Origin of the sequence: Clostridioides sp. ZZV14-6387, from assembly GCF_020657835.1 — a bacterium.
In the GTDB taxonomy this organism is placed as follows: domain Bacteria; phylum Bacillota; class Clostridia; order Peptostreptococcales; family Peptostreptococcaceae; genus Clostridioides; species Clostridioides difficile_A.
This window is the reverse complement of record NZ_JAGWCW010000036.1, coordinates 21,489-41,493: the sequence shown is the minus strand read 5'-3', so window position 1 is coordinate 41,493 and position 20,005 is coordinate 21,489. Positions and strand designations below refer to the sequence as shown.

17 protein-coding genes and 1 tRNA gene are annotated in these 20,005 nt (G+C 27.3%); 3 read left to right on the top strand and 15 right to left on the bottom strand.

Going from position 1 to position 20,005, the window contains the following annotated elements; genetic code table 11:
- Positions 1-63: 63 nt before the first annotated feature.
- Positions 64-1,248: an enhanced intracellular survival protein Eis gene (eis, locus tag KGF38_RS17910; RefSeq protein ID WP_074178438.1), complete on the bottom strand. Its 1,185-nt coding sequence runs from the start codon at positions 1,246-1,248 to the stop codon at positions 64-66.
- 8 nt (positions 1,249-1,256) lie between these two features.
- A complete protein-coding gene (locus KGF38_RS17905; protein WP_054271085.1) occupies positions 1,257-2,162 on the bottom strand; it encodes a DUF2156 domain-containing protein in 906 nt (301 codons plus the stop codon).
- A 183-nt stretch (positions 2,163-2,345) separates the two neighbouring features.
- On the opposite strand from KGF38_RS17905, the gene KGF38_RS17900 reads away from it, so the two are divergent.
- A complete protein-coding gene (locus tag KGF38_RS17900; protein WP_074178439.1) occupies positions 2,346-3,182 on the top strand; it encodes a ComEC/Rec2 family competence protein in 837 nt (278 codons plus the stop codon).
- 122 nt (positions 3,183-3,304) lie between these two features.
- On the opposite strand, the gene KGF38_RS17895 is transcribed toward KGF38_RS17900, so the two are convergent.
- The 5 genes from KGF38_RS17895 to KGF38_RS17875 all read right to left on the bottom strand — a co-directional run bounded on the left by KGF38_RS17895 (position 3,305) and on the right by KGF38_RS17875 (position 6,674).
- Entirely contained in the window at positions 3,305-4,012 is a 708-nt protein-coding gene (locus KGF38_RS17895) for a ThiF family adenylyltransferase (protein WP_074178440.1), read from the bottom strand.
- A gap of 152 nt (positions 4,013-4,164) precedes the next feature.
- Positions 4,165-4,261 (bottom strand) — tRNA-Sec (locus KGF38_RS17890).
- Between the two features lie 241 nt (positions 4,262-4,502).
- Positions 4,503-5,342 (bottom strand): G5 domain-containing protein, encoded by an 840-nt coding sequence (locus tag KGF38_RS17885; RefSeq protein ID WP_074178441.1) that lies wholly within the window; start codon positions 5,340-5,342, stop codon positions 4,503-4,505.
- 249 nt (positions 5,343-5,591) lie between these two features.
- Complete coding sequence (locus tag KGF38_RS17880) at positions 5,592-6,266, bottom strand: uracil-DNA glycosylase (protein WP_021385356.1); 675 nt, start codon at positions 6,264-6,266, stop codon at positions 5,592-5,594.
- A gap of 36 nt (positions 6,267-6,302) precedes the next feature.
- Positions 6,303-6,674 carry a NusG domain II-containing protein gene (locus KGF38_RS17875; protein WP_054271089.1) on the bottom strand — a complete coding sequence of 124 codons (372 nt, stop codon included), beginning with the start codon at positions 6,672-6,674 and terminating at the stop codon, positions 6,303-6,305.
- 66 nt (positions 6,675-6,740) lie between these two features.
- On the opposite strand from KGF38_RS17875, the gene KGF38_RS17870 reads away from it, so the two are divergent.
- Entirely contained in the window at positions 6,741-7,796 is a 1,056-nt protein-coding gene (locus KGF38_RS17870; RefSeq protein ID WP_054271090.1) for an FAD:protein FMN transferase, read from the top strand.
- Positions 7,797-8,093: 297 nt separating this feature from the next.
- Here the strand turns inward: KGF38_RS17870 and KGF38_RS17865 are convergent, their stop codons facing one another.
- The 7 genes from KGF38_RS17865 to KGF38_RS17835 form a co-directional block, all read right to left on the bottom strand.
- A complete protein-coding gene (locus KGF38_RS17865) occupies positions 8,094-9,272 on the bottom strand; it encodes a MalY/PatB family protein (protein ID WP_074178442.1) in 1,179 nt (392 codons plus the stop codon).
- Between the two features lie 62 nt (positions 9,273-9,334).
- Positions 9,335-10,399 (bottom strand): aminopeptidase P family protein, encoded by a 1,065-nt coding sequence (locus KGF38_RS17860; RefSeq protein WP_074178443.1) that lies wholly within the window; start codon positions 10,397-10,399, stop codon positions 9,335-9,337.
- Positions 10,400-10,497: 98 nt separating this feature from the next.
- Positions 10,498-11,760 carry a PTS fructose transporter subunit IIC gene (locus KGF38_RS17855; RefSeq protein WP_054271093.1) on the bottom strand — a complete coding sequence of 421 codons (1,263 nt, stop codon included), beginning with the start codon at positions 11,758-11,760 and terminating at the stop codon, positions 10,498-10,500.
- 24 nt (positions 11,761-11,784) lie between these two features.
- On the bottom strand, positions 11,785-12,102 hold the full coding sequence (locus KGF38_RS17850) for a PTS fructose transporter subunit IIB (RefSeq protein ID WP_003416512.1): 318 nt from the start codon (positions 12,100-12,102) through the stop codon (positions 11,785-11,787).
- Between the two features lie 58 nt (positions 12,103-12,160).
- Positions 12,161-12,616, bottom strand: coding sequence for a PTS sugar transporter subunit IIA (locus KGF38_RS17845; protein WP_074178444.1), 456 nt, complete (start codon positions 12,614-12,616; stop codon positions 12,161-12,163).
- A 14-nt stretch (positions 12,617-12,630) separates the two neighbouring features.
- Complete coding sequence (locus tag KGF38_RS17840) at positions 12,631-14,520, bottom strand: BglG family transcription antiterminator (protein WP_054271095.1); 1,890 nt, start codon at positions 14,518-14,520, stop codon at positions 12,631-12,633.
- Positions 14,521-14,607: 87 nt separating this feature from the next.
- A complete protein-coding gene (locus tag KGF38_RS17835) occupies positions 14,608-15,969 on the bottom strand; it encodes a Sapep family Mn(2+)-dependent dipeptidase (RefSeq protein WP_176702454.1) in 1,362 nt (453 codons plus the stop codon).
- A 172-nt stretch (positions 15,970-16,141) separates the two neighbouring features.
- Between KGF38_RS17835 and manA the strand changes: the two genes are divergently transcribed.
- Complete coding sequence (gene manA / locus KGF38_RS17830; RefSeq protein WP_054271097.1) at positions 16,142-17,086, top strand: mannose-6-phosphate isomerase, class I; 945 nt, start codon at positions 16,142-16,144, stop codon at positions 17,084-17,086.
- 118 nt (positions 17,087-17,204) lie between these two features.
- On the opposite strand, the gene KGF38_RS17825 is transcribed toward manA, so the two are convergent.
- Positions 17,205-19,943 (bottom strand): ATP-binding protein, encoded by a 2,739-nt coding sequence (locus tag KGF38_RS17825; RefSeq protein WP_074178446.1) that lies wholly within the window; start codon positions 19,941-19,943, stop codon positions 17,205-17,207.
- Positions 19,944-20,005 lie beyond the last annotated feature (62 nt).

The window sequence follows — 20,005 nt, the reverse complement described above, 5'->3', positions numbered from 1 at the left end:
ATATAAATTATTATATAAAAAGAATACGCCAAAAGACTTTGAAAATCTTTTGGCGTATTCTTTTTATATATATTCATTTATATAGTTATTTTTTTTAGAAAAAATACACTTAAGTATTTCTATTGTTTCTTTTGAAACACCTTCCAGATTATTTAAGAAAATAGCTTCCTCTACATCTATATACGAAAATGCTAGCTGTGTTAAGGCATTTATATCTAATTTAATATCAAAGCCTTCTTGAGACTCTTCTATGGCTTTTTTATCTAATTTTTCTATAGATACCTTATGATTCTTTATAGAAACTTTAAATAAACCATTATTTTCATCTATAAACTTGTCTTCTATTAATAAATTAATCGAACCACTAATATCCTTATCCACAACTATATCCTCTATAAATTTCTTTACATTTATAACTCTTCCCATCATAAAAGGTTTTATTTTTATCTCACAATCTTTAGGGTTGTCTAATATAAATCTTATTTTGTCTATTATAGGAGCAGATATAGTAGCTATCTTACATTGAGTATTGTGATTATATATAAATTTAAGCATTGATTTAAGAGCATCTATATTCTTATAAAATAACTCTCTAACAAACATTTTGTCTCCTTGAAGAAAATAAACTATATACCCATCTTTTTCATTACCTTCATGAATGTATAAAAGCCCATCTTCACTTTGAATTTCTTTAAATAAGTTTTCATAATAATGTTCATCTTTTAACACATTACCATTAACCTCATTTAAAAAAGCTCTATCTATTTGTATTAAATCATCAATTTGTGATACATCAGCTTTTATCATCTTTCCACTTGACTTAAAATTTTTTAAGTCATCTGTATTAAGTGTATATTCAATCTGGTCATAACAGTGTTCATACCCAAATCTTCTATAAAGTCTATAATCGATTGGCATCAATATAGAAACTAATTGTCCTTTTTTATACAATTCATTTAAAGTAAATTTAATAACTTTACTCATATATCCAGTTCCTCTTCCTTCTGGAAGTGTGGAAACCCCTACTACATACGATGTATTGTATACCTTATTATTTAGTATTAACTTATACTGATTTAGCTGAAGAGAGGAAACAACTTTTCCTTCATCTAAAGCTACTACAGTATTTTCATATTTATACTTATCCTCAAAATAGAACTTCATAAAACTATCACTATCATTAAAACAATAACTCCAAATTTCTTTTATACTTTCTATTTCTTCCTCTTTAGCATACCTAATCTCCATATAGCCTACTAAGCCTCCCTAACACTGTACTTTTCAACAAATCTACAAGGATGGTAAGAAAGTTTAGCCTTTCTTAGACCTTCAATACCTAAATCTTCTTCTCTATTTACAAATTCAACATCTTTAAATTCATTTACTAAAAATTGTTGGTTTATAAATGGATATAGACCTCTTATATCAGGATTAGCTTTTTCTATATGAATAAGTGCCATATTTTTGTTTAAAAGCTCTCCTATACTGAATGCTTCTAATTTTCCATCCACATAAACACCAAACACTTTTACTCTATCTTTTAGTACGTCATAATGGTTAAATATCTTTTTGATACCTATCAATTCATCATCCATACTTTCATCAAATTCATCATTTTCTTCCTTATTACTTTCCCATTCTTTCATTAATACTAAACATTCATTGAAGTTTTCTTTATCTAATAATTTAACTTCATATCTACCTGCATATTCTTTTAAGAAATAATTTATATGATTTCTCTTTTTCTGGTTCTTCTTACCAGCTAGAGTTCTTAAACTTTCTGCATCATAGATATAGTCAAATAAATCTCTTTCTTCTATATACTCAAATCTATTTGGATACTTTTCTTTTAAAAATTCTACTACTTCAGTAGTAATACCTCTTAAGTATATCTTTTTATTATTTTTAGAAAAATATTCAAGTACAAAATCTACAACTTCTGGAAGTTTTTCTCTTTTAGCTAGTGGTAATATTGAGAAACTATCCCCTTCGTATTCACCAACTAAAACAGCAAAATCTTCTCCTATATAATATCCTGTCTTATAAACATGTTGCCACATATATAAAGTACTAAAACAGTACTCACAAGCTTCATAATCTACTAAATCAAAATATGGGTCTAGCTCCTTTTTTGAATTTAGTTCAATATCTCTGAAAAACATAAAATCCTCCTACCTTTTTTATTGCTTAATTTTTTTAAATTTTATATCTATAAAAACTCCAATTTTATTTTGGTATTAATTTCATTTATATTGTTTAAAATATAAAATATAATAAGTCATATATATCTTATATTACCCATCATAAATTTATATAAACATGTAATGACTGGAGTGATTTTTTTATTGAGAAATAAAATTTTTTTATTAATACTTATTATAATATCACTTTTAAGCGGTTGTGACAAAAAATCTCTACTATCTATACATATGATAGATGTGGGACAAGGTGATAGTATTTTAGTACAAACACCTACAAATAAAAATATATTAATTGATGGAGGTGATGAAGATAGCGGAAATATAGTTACTAGTTATTTGAAACATAAAAAAATAAAAACTATTGATATAATAATAGCGACACATCCAGATTCAGACCATATAGGAAGTCTTGATAATGTCGTAAAAAAATTTAATGTAAGTTCTATATATATGACTGAACAATCAACAAGTAGTGAATCTTATCAAAATCTAATAAATTCTTGTACTGACAAAAACCTCTCTATTAAATATCTCTATAAGGATGATATTTTAAATATCGATAACAATATAAATATATATGTATTAAGTCCATCATATATACAAGAAGAATCAAATTTAAATTCAATAGTTTTTGAACTAACTTTTAATAATAACTCATTTTTATTTATGGGTGATGCAGAAGAATCAATTGAAAAAGAAATCTTACATTCTTTTGAACTGGACAATATTAATTTTATAAAAATAGGTCACCATGGAAGTAATTCATCATCATCTTTAGAATTTATAAAAAGAATTAATCCAGATATAGCTGCTATATCATGTGGATATAAAAATCAATATGGTCATCCTCATAAAGAAGTTCTCAATAATTTGAAACAAAACCATGTATCGATTTATAGAACAGATAAAATAGGTGATATTGTTTTTTATAGTGATGGAGAAATTATATTTACAAAACATAAATATGAGATAGATACATAAAAAAATAAAACTATAACTGCATAATATAATTAGGCTAAAAGTATCAATATAAAATAGTTTTACATTGATACTTTTAGCCTTTAAAATACGTATTTAAACCTTATAAATCAAAATATTTAAACTTATTGTTCTAATAATTCATTCACTATTACAGATGCAATTATTAGCCCTCCTACAGACGGTACGAATGATACACTACCTGGTGTTACTTTTCTCCCATTCATTACTTTCTTTTTAAGTTCTATTGGTTGTTCAGTTGAATATACTACTTTTAATTTTTTAATGCCTCTATCTCTAAGTTCTTTCCTCATAACTTTAGCTAAAGGACAAGTACTTGTTTTGTGTATATCAGTAACGACTATTTTAGTTGGGTCTAATTTATTTCCCATACCCATAGAACTTATTATTTTTAAGCCTTTTTTTTCACAGGTTTCAATTAGATGTATTTTAGAGCTTACCATATCTATTGCATCCACAACATAATCATATCTTTCAGCCAATATTTCATCACTAGTATCTTTATTGTAAAGGCTTCTTATTTTTTTTATATTGATATTAGGATTTATATCCAAGATTCTATCTTCCATTACATCTACTTTATACTTTCCTACAGTTGAATGTAAAGCTGGTATTTGTCTATTTATATTAGTTATATCTACATCATCAAAATCCACAATAGTAAGATTACCAACTCCAGCCCTTGCTAGAGCCTCAACAGTAAAACTACCAACTCCTCCGATTCCAAATACTATTACATTTGAACTCTTAAGTTTTTCTATTCCATCATCTCCAACTAGAAAACTAGTTCTCGTTGTAAAATTATTTTCCATCTTTTCACTCTCCTAGATTTTTATCTAAACAATAATAGTATTATAAAATATACATTATATAATACTCAGATATTATATATCATTAAAACTAAATTATCTTAAAATAAATTTAAAAAGGTATCTTTTAATATTAAAAGATACCTTTTACATACTGGCGGGAATGCGTGGGAATCGAACCCACCTAAGAGGCTCTTAACCCCTCATACTAGTTTTGAAGACTAGAGGGCACACCGGCACCCATCCACTCCCATAGTGAAATGCTTCTCAACGAAATCTATAATATCATATATTTTGACTCTTTGCAACAATTTTTATAGATTTATTTGATAGTAAGTTATAATTTAAATAGCTTTTATCTATACATGGTTAAAATTTACTTTTTATTATGTGCTTAAAATTAAAAACTGGAAATTATATTTTATGTATATATAAAGAGCTCCTCTCTATATTAATTAAAATATAATTTCCAGTATAAATATAAATTATCTAATTATTTTAATATACGTATATCTATAGTTTTTCTTCCCCAGTTATAAACTGTCTTTGAGTCATTCATAAATATATCAATTTTATTTCCTTTTATTGCTCCACCACAGTCTTCAGCAGTAAATACCATGTCAAATTGAGGTATATAAACCTTAGTTCCATATGGTATAACCTTAGGGTCTACAGCTATCGTTCCCCACTTAGGCTTTGTTCCTGTAGCAGTTATACTATGACCAGTATATGCAGTTGCTACTACTCTCATATTTTTACCATTGTTACTACTACTATTACTAGATGATGATGAAGCCATTCTTCTTGAGTTTTCTCCCCTTGATGAAGCTACTTGCATCTCTACTTTTGTTCCTTTGCTTACAACTTTGTTTACAGGCTCAGCTTTAACAACCTTTTTCACAAATTCCTTTTCTACTTTCTTTCCATTGTGATAAGTTTCTTTATATATTAATTCACTTTTCCCAGATTTTCCTTCTTCTTTAACTTCAGAGTCTCCCTTTGATAAGGAACCATCTTCAACAACTGTAACTTCAAATGGAATGTCTTTAGTTTCTACAACTGTTTTTTCTTTTACATCAATTACTTCTATTTTATCTCCATTAGATAACTTTGAGTTTTCATCTAAAGTAACTATATCATTTGCATCATAGCTAATGTTTTGAGATTTTAAAAGTTCTCCTACATTAGAACTAAATGTTGATATAGTTCTTTCTTCTCCCTTTACTACTAATGTTACTTGTTTATTAAGTGCAGAGTACCCTGATAATATCCCAACTGATAAAACAACCGCCATTACCGAGACTTTAGCATTACTCAATTTTTTAAAATTCATATAAACTTTCCTCCCTCAAATTTTTTTACACTATATATTTTGCTTCATAAAATTCTGCTTTGTAAATTTCTTTTTTTGTTTGTGTTTTTTGTGTAACTAAATTGTAACTATTTTTTAAAGAGTTGTCAACTTGACAAAAAAATAGAAATATGTATGCATAGTATTTTCAACTATTCAAACATATTTCTATAAGTTACAACAATGTCATTGTTTATTGTTGTTTTGTTATCATTTTGTTACCTTTTAATTTTATATATTTTCTATTTGCCAATTGATAGGTTCTTTTCCTAACTTTTCAAGAATTTCATTTATCTTAGAGAAGTGTTTACATCCAAAAAAACCTTTACTTGCTGATAATGGACTTGGATGAGGTGCTTCTAAAATATAATGCTTACTTGTATCAATCAATTCTACTTTTTTACGTGCATTACTTCCCCATAATACGAAAATAACTGGGTCTTCACGTTCGCTTAAAATAGAGATTACTCTATCTGTGAAAATTTCCCATCCTTTATTTTTATGAGAATTAGCTTCATGTGCTCTAACAGTAAGAGCAGTATTTAAAAGTAATACTCCTTGGTCTGCCCAAGGCATCAAATATCCATTGTTAGGTATAAAACACCCTAAATCTTCTTTTAATTCTTTATACATATTTAATAACGATGGTGGAGTTTTCACTTGTGGTTGAACTGAAAAAGCTAAACCATGAGCTTGATTATCTCCATGATAGGGGTCTTGTCCCAGTATCAAAACTTTTGTATCTTTATATGAAGTATGTTTCAAAGCTTCATATATATTATGCATATTCGGGAATATTTGACGTGTTTTATACTCTTCTATAAGAAATTTTCTTAAATTTAAGTAGTAATCTTTTTCAAATTCTTCTTTCAATAATTCATTCCAATCATTTTCTAAGTTAACCATATTTATCACCAATTCCTTTCAATTATTTTTATTATTTTATTTAGAAATTATATCTTCTTGATTATCATCCTTTTCATTTGTATTTATTTTTATGCTAACTCTATTAGGTATACAAACTATGCTTTGACTTGGTTTATTTATAAAACCAGTATGTACACAAACCTTGTCAGGACATGAAGCATCTACTATTTCTACCCCTTTATCATGAATCTTTACTATATTATACCCCCCTCTATTCTCTATTTTAAATTCTTCTTTGGCATCTATTGGAACAGTTTTATACAATTTATTATCTACATAAATCTCAATATTTCCAGCATTTTTAGAATTTATAACATTTATTATTCCATAACATGCTGTAATAACAACTAAAATGCCTAAAATAAGAAGAATGTCTTTTTTCTTCATTTTTTGTCCTCCTATGAAATTATGTTATAATAAAATAATAACACAATTTCATAGGAGGAATATACCATGAATAAGAAAAAAATCACATTTATTTTTGTGATATTGATTTTAGCATTAATTTTATTTTCATTTTTTAGGAGTTCAAGCCAGAATACTAAATATAGTAAAACTAGCTATTACCTTGGTACAGTAAATGAAGTTACTGTATTTAATATAAAAGAATCCAAAAGTGATAAAATCTTAAATGAATGTGATTCAATTTTAAGATATATTGATAATAAAATGAGCACTCATATACCAGGCAGTGATGTTTCTAAAATAAATGATAATGCTGGAAAGAATTTTGTCAAAGTTTCAGATGATACGTTTTTCGTTGTAAAAGAGGCAATACAATATTCCAAACTATCAAGTGGATATTTTGACATAACAGTTGGTCCAGTATCAAACTTATGGGCAATTGGAACAGATAAAGCTAAAGTTCCAAGTGATTCTGAAATAAAAGAGCTTTTGCCTCTAATTGATTATAAAAACATTGTATTAGATGAAAAAAATAAATCTATAAAATTGACCAAAGAAAACATGAAAATTGATTTAGGCGCAATAGCTAAAGGATATGCTGCTGATAAAATAGTGTCCTATTTAAAATCAGAAGGTGTACAAAAAGGTTTAGTTAATTTAGGAGGCAATATATTTACTTTAGAAAATGGTAAAAATGATAAGCCTTTTAAAATCGGCATTCAAGACCCAACTAGTAAAAATGGAGAATCTATAGGAAATATAGAAACCACAAACAAATCTGTTGTTACATCTGGAATTTATGAAAGATTTATAGAAAAGGATGGCAAAATATATCATCACATGTTAAATCCATTTACAGGTTATCCTTTTGAAAATAGCTTAAGTAGTGTAACAATAATATCTGATAAATCTATTAATTGTGATGCTTTATCTACTTCTACATTTGGACTTGGACTTGAAAAAGGTATGAATTTAATTAATAGTATTGATAATGTAGATGCTATATTTATAACTAAGGATAAAAAAGTATACTTAACTGATGGTATAAAAGATAACTTCAAACTTACTGACAAAGCTTTTTCTATTGAAAAACTAAATAAATAGTAAACTCATACTCTAAATACTTACCATAGGTATATATACTTATCTAAAACAAATCTACATAAACCATGTTATAAGAAATAAATTATACTGACAAAGATAAAACTTAAGACTTTAACAACAATAAAAAAAGCACCTTATTATATTAAAGGTGCTTTTCATAACATTCTAGTAATTATTACAAACAATTTATATTTTACTATATAAAATTTTCTTCATCATATTTTTTAATACATAATCGCTGGAACAATATTATAATTATTGAAACAAAACTTACTTATCTTGTTTTTTAGAATTATTTTATAAAGACTTTAAAAATAAATCCATCCTATTTAAAGCTTCAACCACATTTTCTTTTTGAGTTCCTAAGTTTATTCTAACATAATTCTCACCATCTTTTACAAAATGGCTTCCATCCTCCAATAATACTCCTGTATCAATAGCCAGTTTATCAGTAAATTCACTCGCGCTTATTCCTAGCCCACTTATATCCATCCACGCCAAATAAGACGACTCCATCTTCATCAATTTTATATTATCATATTTTTCTACCCAAGCTTCTAAAAGTTCATAATTTGATTTTATATATTTGTTTACACCACTCAACCACTCACGACATTCATTATAAGCACTTATCAATCCTATAATTCCAAACACATTTGGAGAAGTTATAGAGTTTTGTTTTAGTTTATCTCTGAATATCTCTCTTATATCCTTATTTATAACGATTGAGTAAGAAGTCTTTAATCCTCCAAGATTAAACCCTTTATTTGGTGATGTCAATAGAATAACATTTTCTAAAAGCTCTTTTTCAATTTTAAGTATTGAATTAAATTCACCATAATGAATATGTTCTGCATGTACTTCATCTGCAACCAAAATAACATTGTTTTCTTTACATATGGTTGCTACTTTTTCCATCTCCTCAATTGACCATATTCTTCCAGATGGATTATGTGGTGTACAAAACATCATTAACTTAGGTTTATTTTCTTTAATTTGAGCTTCTAATTTATCAAAGTTTATATAATATCTATCATTTATAATATCTAATGTATTACAAACTATATTTACACCTTGCTTTTTGGCTGATGATTCAAAAGGGTCATAAACTGGTGTATTTAATATTATACTATCCCCCTTTTGACAAAAAGCTTGTACTACATAGTGAAGTGTCGATACAGTTCCATAAGTCAATGTAATCCATTCTCTTTCTACCTTTACCTTATGCATATCATTTTGCCATCTGATAACTGAATCATAAAATTCATCATAGCAGTATGTATATCCAAACACACCTCTTTTTACAGCTTCAATAAATTTATTTTCTATTTCTGTTGGTATTTTAAAATCCATATCAGCAATCCACATTGGTACAAAATCTTCTCTAATATCTCCAAACTTATCTCTTATAATATTTAAATCCCATTTTCTACACTTTTCACTTACTCTATCTGGTCTATCATCAAAATTATACATTTAAATTTACCTCTTCTTTTCTAATTATCTTACTTATTATAAAATATTTGTCTAATTCATTTTTAATTTACAACTATTAAATCTTTAGTAGATGTAGTCAACCTCATACATCCATCTTGTGTTATAAGTACATCATCTTCTATTCTTACTCCCCCAAGATTTGGTATATATATTCCTGGCTCTATAGTTATAATCATACCTTCCTTTAATACTTCTTTTGATTCAGGAGCTAATGCAGGATATTCATGAACCATAATCCCTACACCATGACCTAAATTATGACCAAAGTTATCAGTATATCCATAGGAACCAATTATATCTCTTGCAACTTTATCTATTTCACCAGTAGTCATACCTGGTTTTAAAACCTTTATACACTCTTCATTAGCTTCTTTTACTATATTATATATTTCTTGTAACTCTTTATTTACAGTACCCATACATATAGTTCTAGTAATATCAGAACAATAATTATTGTATTTAGCACCAAAATCAAAAGTAACAAAATCTCCATACTCTATAATTTTTTCACTGGCTTTTCCATGAGGCAATGCTCCTCTCAATCCAGATGCTACTATAGTATCAAAAGACTCTTTTTGACCACCCAACTCTTTTATAAATCTAACAATTTCATTTTCCACTTGTTTTTCAGTCATGCCAACTTTTATAAAATCAATTATATGATAAAATGTAGCATCGACTATTTCACAAGCTTTTTTTATATATTTTATTTCATCATCGTCTTTTTCTTTTCTTAAAGTAGATAAATCAACCGATTTTAAAGTTACACTTAACCTTTGACTCATATTCTTGTATGAATCAAAAGATACTTCGCTTCCTTCAAATCCAATTTCTTTTATATTTTGATTTTCGCAAATTTCATTGACTATATCAAAGTAGGTTCTGTTTTTATCCATTAAGATGACATCAAATAAATTTGATTTTCTTTTGATTTCTTCAAAGTATCTAAAATCTACTATTATATATTGTTTCCTTTTAGTTATAAAAACATAACCTGATGAACTAAATAGATTCCCAATGTAAAATTTATTGGTAGAACTATTAATAAGAATACCTTCTATATCATATTCTTCTAAATACTTTCTTATTTTTTCTATTTTACTCATATTTTTTATCCACCACCTTTAATTAATATATAGGTAAGGCTGGTAATATTAATTAAAACAATATTACCAGCCAAAGTTATCATAAATAAACTTAAATGTTAGTCTATATAATCCACAACAAGTTTACCATCTTTTATTAATTTATTTCTATAGAATATATTTCCTACAGCTATGAATATAGCACCAACTGCTATACCTATGATATACCCAAACAAGTTATCAACTAGAGGCCATGCCCATATAGCTGACTCTGGGAACCATTGAATTGCACCTAGAACTATACCTGTAATAGCTCCTATTACACTTCCCACTATGTTTAAAGGTATAACAAAACCTGGTCTTTCAAGTGCAAATGGTATTGCTCCCTCAGATATACCCATAAATGATAGGAATATAGAAGTCTTTCCTGCTTGATAGAATTGTCTATCATATACTCTTCTTCCTACTAATCTTTTATCTAATAAAGTTGTTAATCCTAATCCAATTGGAGGAACAACTATAGCTATTGTTCTTGCCGTTATTGGTAGTACATTCTCTGTAGTTAAACCAAGTGCAACGAATCCTGCTGCTTTATTTATTGGTCCACCTAAGTCAAATGCTGTAGCTGCTGCTAAAGCTGTTGCATATACATACTCTCCAGCTGCTCCTGCTGCTGTTAAGAAGTTTTTCATACTTTCATTAATTAAACCACCAATTGGAGTTATTATAAATATCATCAATATCATACAAGTTAATGATGCTATTAGTGGTATTAAAAATGTTGTCTTAAAAGCTAACCAGTTATGAGAAACTTTTATAGATTTATTTAACCATTTTACAAAGTATCCTATTATGAATGCTATTAATATCGCACCTAAGAATCCTGATGCAACTGGAACAACTTCAGTCCATTGACCATCCACAAATTGTGGCACACCTACAGGTTTATTAGCTATATATCCACCTATAAAACCTGCAATTAAAGCTGTTTTTCCACCTATAGAATTTGCACAAAATGCTGCAAATAGTGGTATTGCAAATCCAAACAAAGTAAATCCGAAATTTGACATTAATTGTGCCATATTTAAAAGAGTAAGTTTAAACCCTGTAAAATCACCTGAATTCATAGCATCAACTATACCTACAGATGGGTCAAGTCCTAATATGGCATATGGTATTAATTGAGATAAGGCTCCTATAAGTCCACCCATTACTAAAACTGGTATCATATATGATATACCTGTCATTATATGTTTACTTATTTCCTTCCATTTTCCATTCCCCTTTGATTGAGTTGGATTAGATGGAGTAGGTTTTCCTACATTGTTTCCTCCTGTTGTAGAAGCACCTGAACTGTTTATAACTTTTTTCTTAATTGCCATTCTATTTCCTCCACAATAAATTTATTATATTCCTAAATCTTCTTCGATTTCTTTTATAACACCTTCTGCATTTTTTATAGCTTCTTGTAACTCAACTTCATATACTTCACAACCATCAAATCTTTCCATGCCTTCTGGAGTTATTGCTACTGCATGTATTATCATAGTTGCACCTAATATATCATCTCTTGTTAACTCATTTTGTACACCATCTGCACCTTGAGTTTCAACTTTAGCTTCATAACCTAGTGCCTTTGCAGCTTGTTCTATTGCCTCTGCTGCCATGAAAGTGTGAGCTAGTCCCATTGGACAAGCGCATAATGCTACTAATTTTTTATTCATTTTAAATTCCTCCTACTTTTCAATTAATTATTTGTTTTATTTTAGCCTTAGCGTTTAATTATAAACCCAAAGCTTCATTTATTAATTTAGATATTTCTTCAACATTATCACTCTTTAAAAGAGAATCTTTAAAGTCTTTATTTATTAATTTTCTTGAAAGAGATGATAATAATTTAAGATGAATATTCTCTTTACTTTTTCCTGGCATAAGTAAGCTTATTGCCAATTTAACCTTATCTTCATCTTCATTCCAAACAACATCATCAGTAAATTTCAATACTACTACTGCTGGATTTTCAATTGCATCATTTTTAGTATGAGGTATTGCGATAGATTCACCTAAATTTGTAGTAAATTGTTCTTCCCTAGCCATTAACCCTTCATATACTAAATTTTCGTCATCTGTTAAGTTTAATTCTTTAGCTTTTTTTGCTATAAATTTTAAAACCTCAATCTTAGACTTAGTATCAACATTTAAAAATACATATTCTGTGTTAAATATGTTTGTTTCCATTATTAATTTCCTCCTTAATTACCTATCAGTGCCATTAATTTATTAAAGTCACATATTTTAATAATTCCTCTTACTCCACCTTCATCTTTTATAAAATTATAAAGGTATTTAAATATTGAAAAATTATGTTTTTCTTTAGTGTTAAAAAATACCATAAATACTAGTTGAACTTCTTGTTTATCCCAAACTATTGGATTTTCAAGTATACCAACTCCTATTATAGATTTTTTATCTCCCTTCACAATTGTGTGAGGTATTGCTACTAGATTTCCTATCTCAGTTGATGAGATATTTTCTCTGTCTATTATGCTTTCTATTGAGCTTTCTTCTATAAAATCTCTTTCTTTTAGTTTGTTTGAAAGAGAAAGTATAACTTCTTCTTTCGTACTAGCCTTTATACTAAAAAAAGCTTTTTCATCAAACATATTACTTATTATCTTTCTTCTTTCCTCTTTTTCGTAAAATGCTTTATTTACGTTTTCAATTAAGCTATCATCAAATATATTTTCGATATACAAGACAGGTTTTTCATAACCTTTTAATTCAACAGTAGACACTATTAAATCAACATCTTGGCTTATAGCCATATCAAGATATCTAACTGGATAAACACCTACAACGTTTAAGTCACTTATATTTTGCTTTAATTTTTCAGAAATAAGTTGACCTGTTCCTATCCCATAATGGCAGACTATACAAATCTTCTTACTAGTATTTTTTTTCATTCTTTCATTTGAAGCAGCAAAATGAATAGCTATATATCCAAGTTCATCTTCATCAAGTTTTAAATTAAACTCAGTTTCTAGTTTGTTTGATAAAAACACAGCTAAATTAAAAGCTATTGGGAACTTTTCTTTTATCTGATGAAGCAGAGGATTATTAGATTTTATATTAGCTTTAGCCCTATTTAAAAATCTCTTTATATGGTCAGATATTGAAACCATAAACTCTTCATCTTTCGTATAATCACTTCCAGAAATAAGTAATATATCTTGAAGTGCACTATTTATAACATTATTTATTCGTTCCTCAATTTCACTTGTATTTTTTCTTCCTTGTGTACCTTTATATGCGATTACACCAGAGTAATTTGAAATATAAATCACTTCATCTTCAATAAGTTTAAATCCAACCTTATCAGATATTTCTTTCATTAAGCTTTCTATAAAAGAGTAATTATGAAATCTATAACTTGTATCTATTAGATTTATATTGTTACTATGTCCTCTCTTACTTCTAAACACAGAAACAATTATCTTTGAAAGCAGAAGATTAAAATCTTTATCTGAAATTATTGTATCTTTCTCTCTTAAATGTTTTTCTAAAATACTTTCTATACAGTGTATATCGTTTTCACTAATGTCATCTAAAAGCACCTTGATTTTACTTTTTTCATCCAGTTTTATTGCATAGTCAGTAATCAATTGTCTTATATTAATTTCTTCACCATGTATATAGCTTCCATAGTAAGGTTTAGATTTTATAACTAAGTCATACTTTTCAAGTTTTCTTTTAAGCTTACTGGACAATTTGTTTATAGCAGCTATACTTAGATTTAATTCTTCTGCCATTGCTTCTATACTCATATAATTTCTATTAATAAGCATACATATTATATTTGACATTCTTGATTCTTCAGAGTCATCTAAAAAACCATCAATATATTTATTTGCTTCTTTAACAGCTCTTGCTATATTGCTTTTAGAGCCACTTAGCTTATATCCTATACCTCTAGAAGAATCTATTACCAAATCATACTTGCTTAAAATACTATTTAAATCTGCTATATATCTTTTAATAGTTTTTGTAGACACATCCAATTTGATAGCTAATTCATTTGATGTCATATATCCGTCTTTATTGCTTAAACTTTTTACTATTACTGCATGTTTCTTAGTTATCATTGTATCACCTTCTCTTTGATTTCAATTATATATCAAGTAAAATTTTAATTGTATATATAATATGTCTATATAAGGGACATTTTGTATTTATATATTATTGCATAATTCAACTATCGCCTCTGCATATATGGCTATTGAAGTTATAAATCTATCTAAGCTAGCAAATTCATTTGCACTATGGATATTTCCAAAACTACCATCAGGAAATTCACAACCAAATATTACTGAATTATTCATTTCAGAAGCATAACTTCCTGCACTAGTTACCCTAACATCATTTTTTAAATCTCCAGAGTACTTTATATATATATCATGCAAAGTTTTTACAATCTTTGAATTTCTATCTATATAATTTGCTTGCTTTAAATTTTCCCCAATAATCTCGAATTTATTAATATTATTTGTCTTCATATACAAATTAAATTTTTTTATTATTTCCTCAACTGTTAATACTTCTGGATATCTGACACTTAAAATTAATTCTAATTTTCCATCTATTATGTTTATTATTGTTGGAACCATCGATAAAATCCCACATTTTCCTTCAATATCTAAACCAAATAATCTTCCATCTGTATTATCTTGATTTATTAACTTATCCAAACTTTTTGTCCAATCTTCATCAATATTTTCTGATAAAAATTTAATTGCACCTAGTATAGGATTGATTGCTTTCTCAGGCTTAGATGAATGTCCACCTTTGCCATGTATAACATAATCTCCATTATTATAACTTATTGAAGTATTATTAAAATCACAGCATATATTATCTTTACCCAAATTTTTCATATTTTTTATATATACTTTATCTGGTATTGTGTTAAACTCTATTCCACCACTTATGTATAAAGACTTATCCTCTATCTCTGAAATTAACTTTATTGTTGCCCCACCTTTTTCTCCATTTAGTACAGGAAACTTAGCATCTGGAGTAAATCCACATATACCATAAGGCTCTTTGCTATAATAATGCTTTATACATCTAAATCCACTTTCTTCATTTCCCCCAGCAATTAATCTAACCTTTCTTTTTAAATCAATATTTAGATTTTTTATCATTTTTAATGCTAAAAAATTTACTATCATAGGGCCTTTATTATCTGATACCCCTCTAGCAACCAATTTATCTCCTATAATATTTAATTTAAATGGCTCACTATCCCATCCTTCTCCTGGATTTACAACATCACAGTGTCCAAATATATCTACAAATTCTTTTCCATCTCCATATTCAATTTGAACAGCATGATTATCTATATTTTTGACCTTGAAATTGTTTTCTCTACCTAGATTTTCAAACCAATTTAATGCATCATAGACTCCTTTTCCAAAAGGCATATCTTCAGATACAGTTTTGTCATCATAAAATGACGGTATGCTCACCCATTCTTTCAACAGTTTTAAAAATTCTTTTTCATACTTTTTACTTTCTTCTTTAAATAATTCCATAATTATCACTCCAATTTAGAACTTTATATTATATATCATAGTTTATCTTATTTGATAACTCCTTATACTTTATGTCATTTCAAGGGACAAAACTTTTTTACTATTGATTTTATAATCTATTTATATATAATTATTTGTAGGATAAATTTAATATCATAGGAGGAACAAAATTATGGAACCATTATTTTTAAAACCTATTTTTATGGATAGAATATGGGGTGGTACTGCACTTAAAGATAAATTTAATTATGAAATAACTTCGCCAACAACTGGTGAATGTTGGGCTATAAGTTCTCATAAAAATGGAGATTGCTTAATAGAAAATGGAGAATACAAAGGCAAAAGTCTATCTGAATTGTGGGACAAAAACAGAGAATTATTTGGAAATACACCTGGAGATAAATTTCCTTTGCTTACAAAAATATTAGATGCAAATGATAATTTATCCGTTCAAGTTCATCCAAATGATGAATATGCAAAGAAAAATGAAGGTGGAGAATTAGGAAAAACAGAGTGTTGGTATGTAATAGATTGTTCTGATGATGCAGAAATTATAATAGGTCATAATGCAAAATCTCATAAAGAATTTGTAGATATGATAAAGAATAATGAATGGGACAAACTGCTTAGAAAGGTTAATATAAAAAAAGGAGATTTTTTCTATGTTCCTAGTGGTACTATACATGCCATATGCAAAGGTACATTAATTTTAGAAACTCAACAAAATTCAGACACTACTTATAGAGTATATGATTATGATAGAACTGATAATTCAGGCAACAAACGTGAACTTCATGTTCAAAAATCCATAGATGTTACGAATGTTCCTCATATAAATCTTGATACTGATTATAAAACTGTATCAACATCAGACTTTAAATGTACAACATTTGTATCAAATGAATTTTTTAGCGTTTATAAATTAGATATCTTTGGAAAATGTAATTTTACACACGATACACCTTTTTCCTTATATAGCGTATTGGAAGGCAATGGAAAACTAATACACAATTCGGTAGAATATGATTTAAAAAAGGGTATGCATTTTATATTACCAAATAACTTTGGAGATTTTAGCTTTGAAGGTAATTTGGAGATTATATGCTCTCATATTTAGATACAAAATATAACTAAAAATAGGCTATCATAATAGCTTAATTTATGATAGCCTATTTTTTATAAAATACTTACTAAAACATATAGTATTTTGATTTAGAATTTGCTTATAAGAGTCTTTAATAATATATATCAGAAAATTCTATTTTTATTTTTTCTTCAATATTATAGATTCTCTTGTCTTCTGTATAATGTTCACTATTAAAACTCTTCATTGGAAGTGAAATCAAGAATTCTGTTCCTTTGTTTACTTCACTTATTACTTCTATATCTCCACCATGAAGACTTACTAGATTCTTAACTATAGCAAGCCCTATTCCACTTCCTTCAGTATTTCTAGATAAAGTCTTATCAACTTGTGAAAATTCTTCAAAAATCAATTCCAGTTTATCTTGAGGGATTCCAACTCCTGTATCCTTTACACTTATGATTACTTTATCTATTTTATAATAAATATTTACATATATCCATCCTCCATTGTCAGTAAACTTAATGCAGTTTGACAATAGATTCAATATAATTCTCTCAATTTCAACCTTGTCTATATAGACATTAATTTCTTCAAGTTCTGTATCAAACAGAATCTTTATATCTTTTCTACTTGTATACTCTTCTATATTCATAAATAGGTCTTCTATTACAGATACAATATTGTATTTTGCAAGTTTTAATGTATAGAATCCAGACTCCATCTTTGTTAAATCTATAATATTATTTATTAGTCTTTGAAGCCTATAAGAACTTTGTCTCACTAAATCTACATGAGATTTAATATTATTATTGTAATCTTTTATCTTTTCACTTCTATAGAAAGAGTCTACTAATTGATTTGAACTTGATATAACATTTAGTGGAGTTTTTAACTCATGAGACATATTTGCAAAAAACTCAGTTTTTATTTTATCTGTTTTAAATCTTTCAAGCAGTTCTTTTTCTGCTTGTTCTGAATATTTTTTATGTGCCAAGTCTTTTATAATAAGCATTATGTATCTAGTATTATATATAGCAAAAGGTAATGCACTTAATTCTACTTCTACTATATCATCATAACTATTTATCAACTCATACTCTAGTAAAGATATACTCCTATTCTCATTTAAAACCTTAGACATATTATCAGTAAATTTCATTTTTTCTTCAGTATTTGCATTCATTAATAACCTAATGTTAGAATCTTTTATATCATCTATATTTGTAAAAGCTAGCATATCTAAAAATGACTTATTTGCATAGTTTACACTCAAGTCATCTTTTAGTAAACATATCCCATCAGGTAATATATCTATAAACCTTGAATAAGATGATTGACTTTCTTCAAGTTTTATTTGAGATATTTTTCGAGAAGTAGTATCACGTATCACAATAATAGTTTTATCTGTACCTGCATTAGTATACTGAGAAAAACTCATTTCAACATACTTTACCTCACCATTTATTAAATACCTTTTTTCTGCACTTTCTTTGCCTTTACATATTGAAGAAAAATCAATACTTTCCAAATTATTTTTAAAAATTTCTCTACATGCATTATTCACATATATTTTATTACTACCTTCGAGTACTACTATACCATCTCCAACACTTTCTAAAAAATCTCTACTTCTCTTATTGGCTTCAATAAGTTTACGTTCATATTCCTTTTTCTTAGTCTTATCTTTTAATACACATAATACCCCTTCTATTTGTGAAGTAATAATTAAAGGAGCAAATATAGCTTGATAAACCTTATTATCACTAGTATTAATAAACTTTTCCACATTCTTTTCATTGTCAAATACAGAATGAATACTATCTATTAAATCGTGGAAATTTTTTATTTTATCACCTAATTTATCCTGTTCTTTATAATCTCCAAAAATATTTCTAAAACTCTTGTTTGCATATGTAATTACTCCATCTTTACTAAACACAACTATGCTATTTACTGCAACATCCAAAGTAGATTGGAGTCTAGATTCTCTTTTTATAAGTATCCCTTTAAGCTCCTCTATCTTTTCTGTTTCATAAATTAGTTTTTTGTTTTTTTCTTTTAAGCTCTCCGTTTTTATTGTTAACTCTTCATTTGTATCATGCAATTCTAATGCTGTTTTCTTAATATTCTTAGATACTATGTAATTATATAAATAATATAAGGCTACATTTATTATTATCTGAGATAATATCTCCTCTATATGCCTATCAACAATCACCATATGTAATAAATTTGGAGCCCTTGATAAGATTATTATTATTATTATTCTATTAAAAAACTTTTTTTCATTGTATTCCCATTTGCTTTCATTTGAACTTGAATTTAATTCAATTCCACTTACAATAGCAGTAATTATCATGAATACAGATGTTATAACTCCTAAAGCATATTGTAATGCATCATTTTCTAGAGAATTAAACATTCTAGATATTATGAATAAAGATGCTACAGTTAAAGTAACACTTGCTATGAATAAAACTACACTAGAGTTGATTTGTTTATTATCCCTAACAAATTTAAAACTTAAGTATACACCAAGTATAGGAAATAAGTCGGTTATTGCTGATATTGTGATATTAGTCTTAATCACAGACTCTGTTCTAATTCCCAAGCAATTAAATAAATATACACATTCTAATGCCCCAGTAGCTATAAAAATCAGTCCTAAAAATGTAGAAAATGAATCTACTTTAAACTTAGTTGTATTAAATATAACCATTCCTGTAGCTATTAAAAATGTAGCATATATTGCATGTAATAAAGTTTCATATTTATCTATATCTTTTATAATAAATAATAAAAGTACTGAGCCCATTATTATAAATAAAAGGCTCATGTCTTCTCTTTCTTTTATATCTGGATTTACATCAGGTATTATATTCTTCAATACTTTACACTTCCTCTTAATTAATATTTTATACTAATTAATTTATACGATACTCGACATTA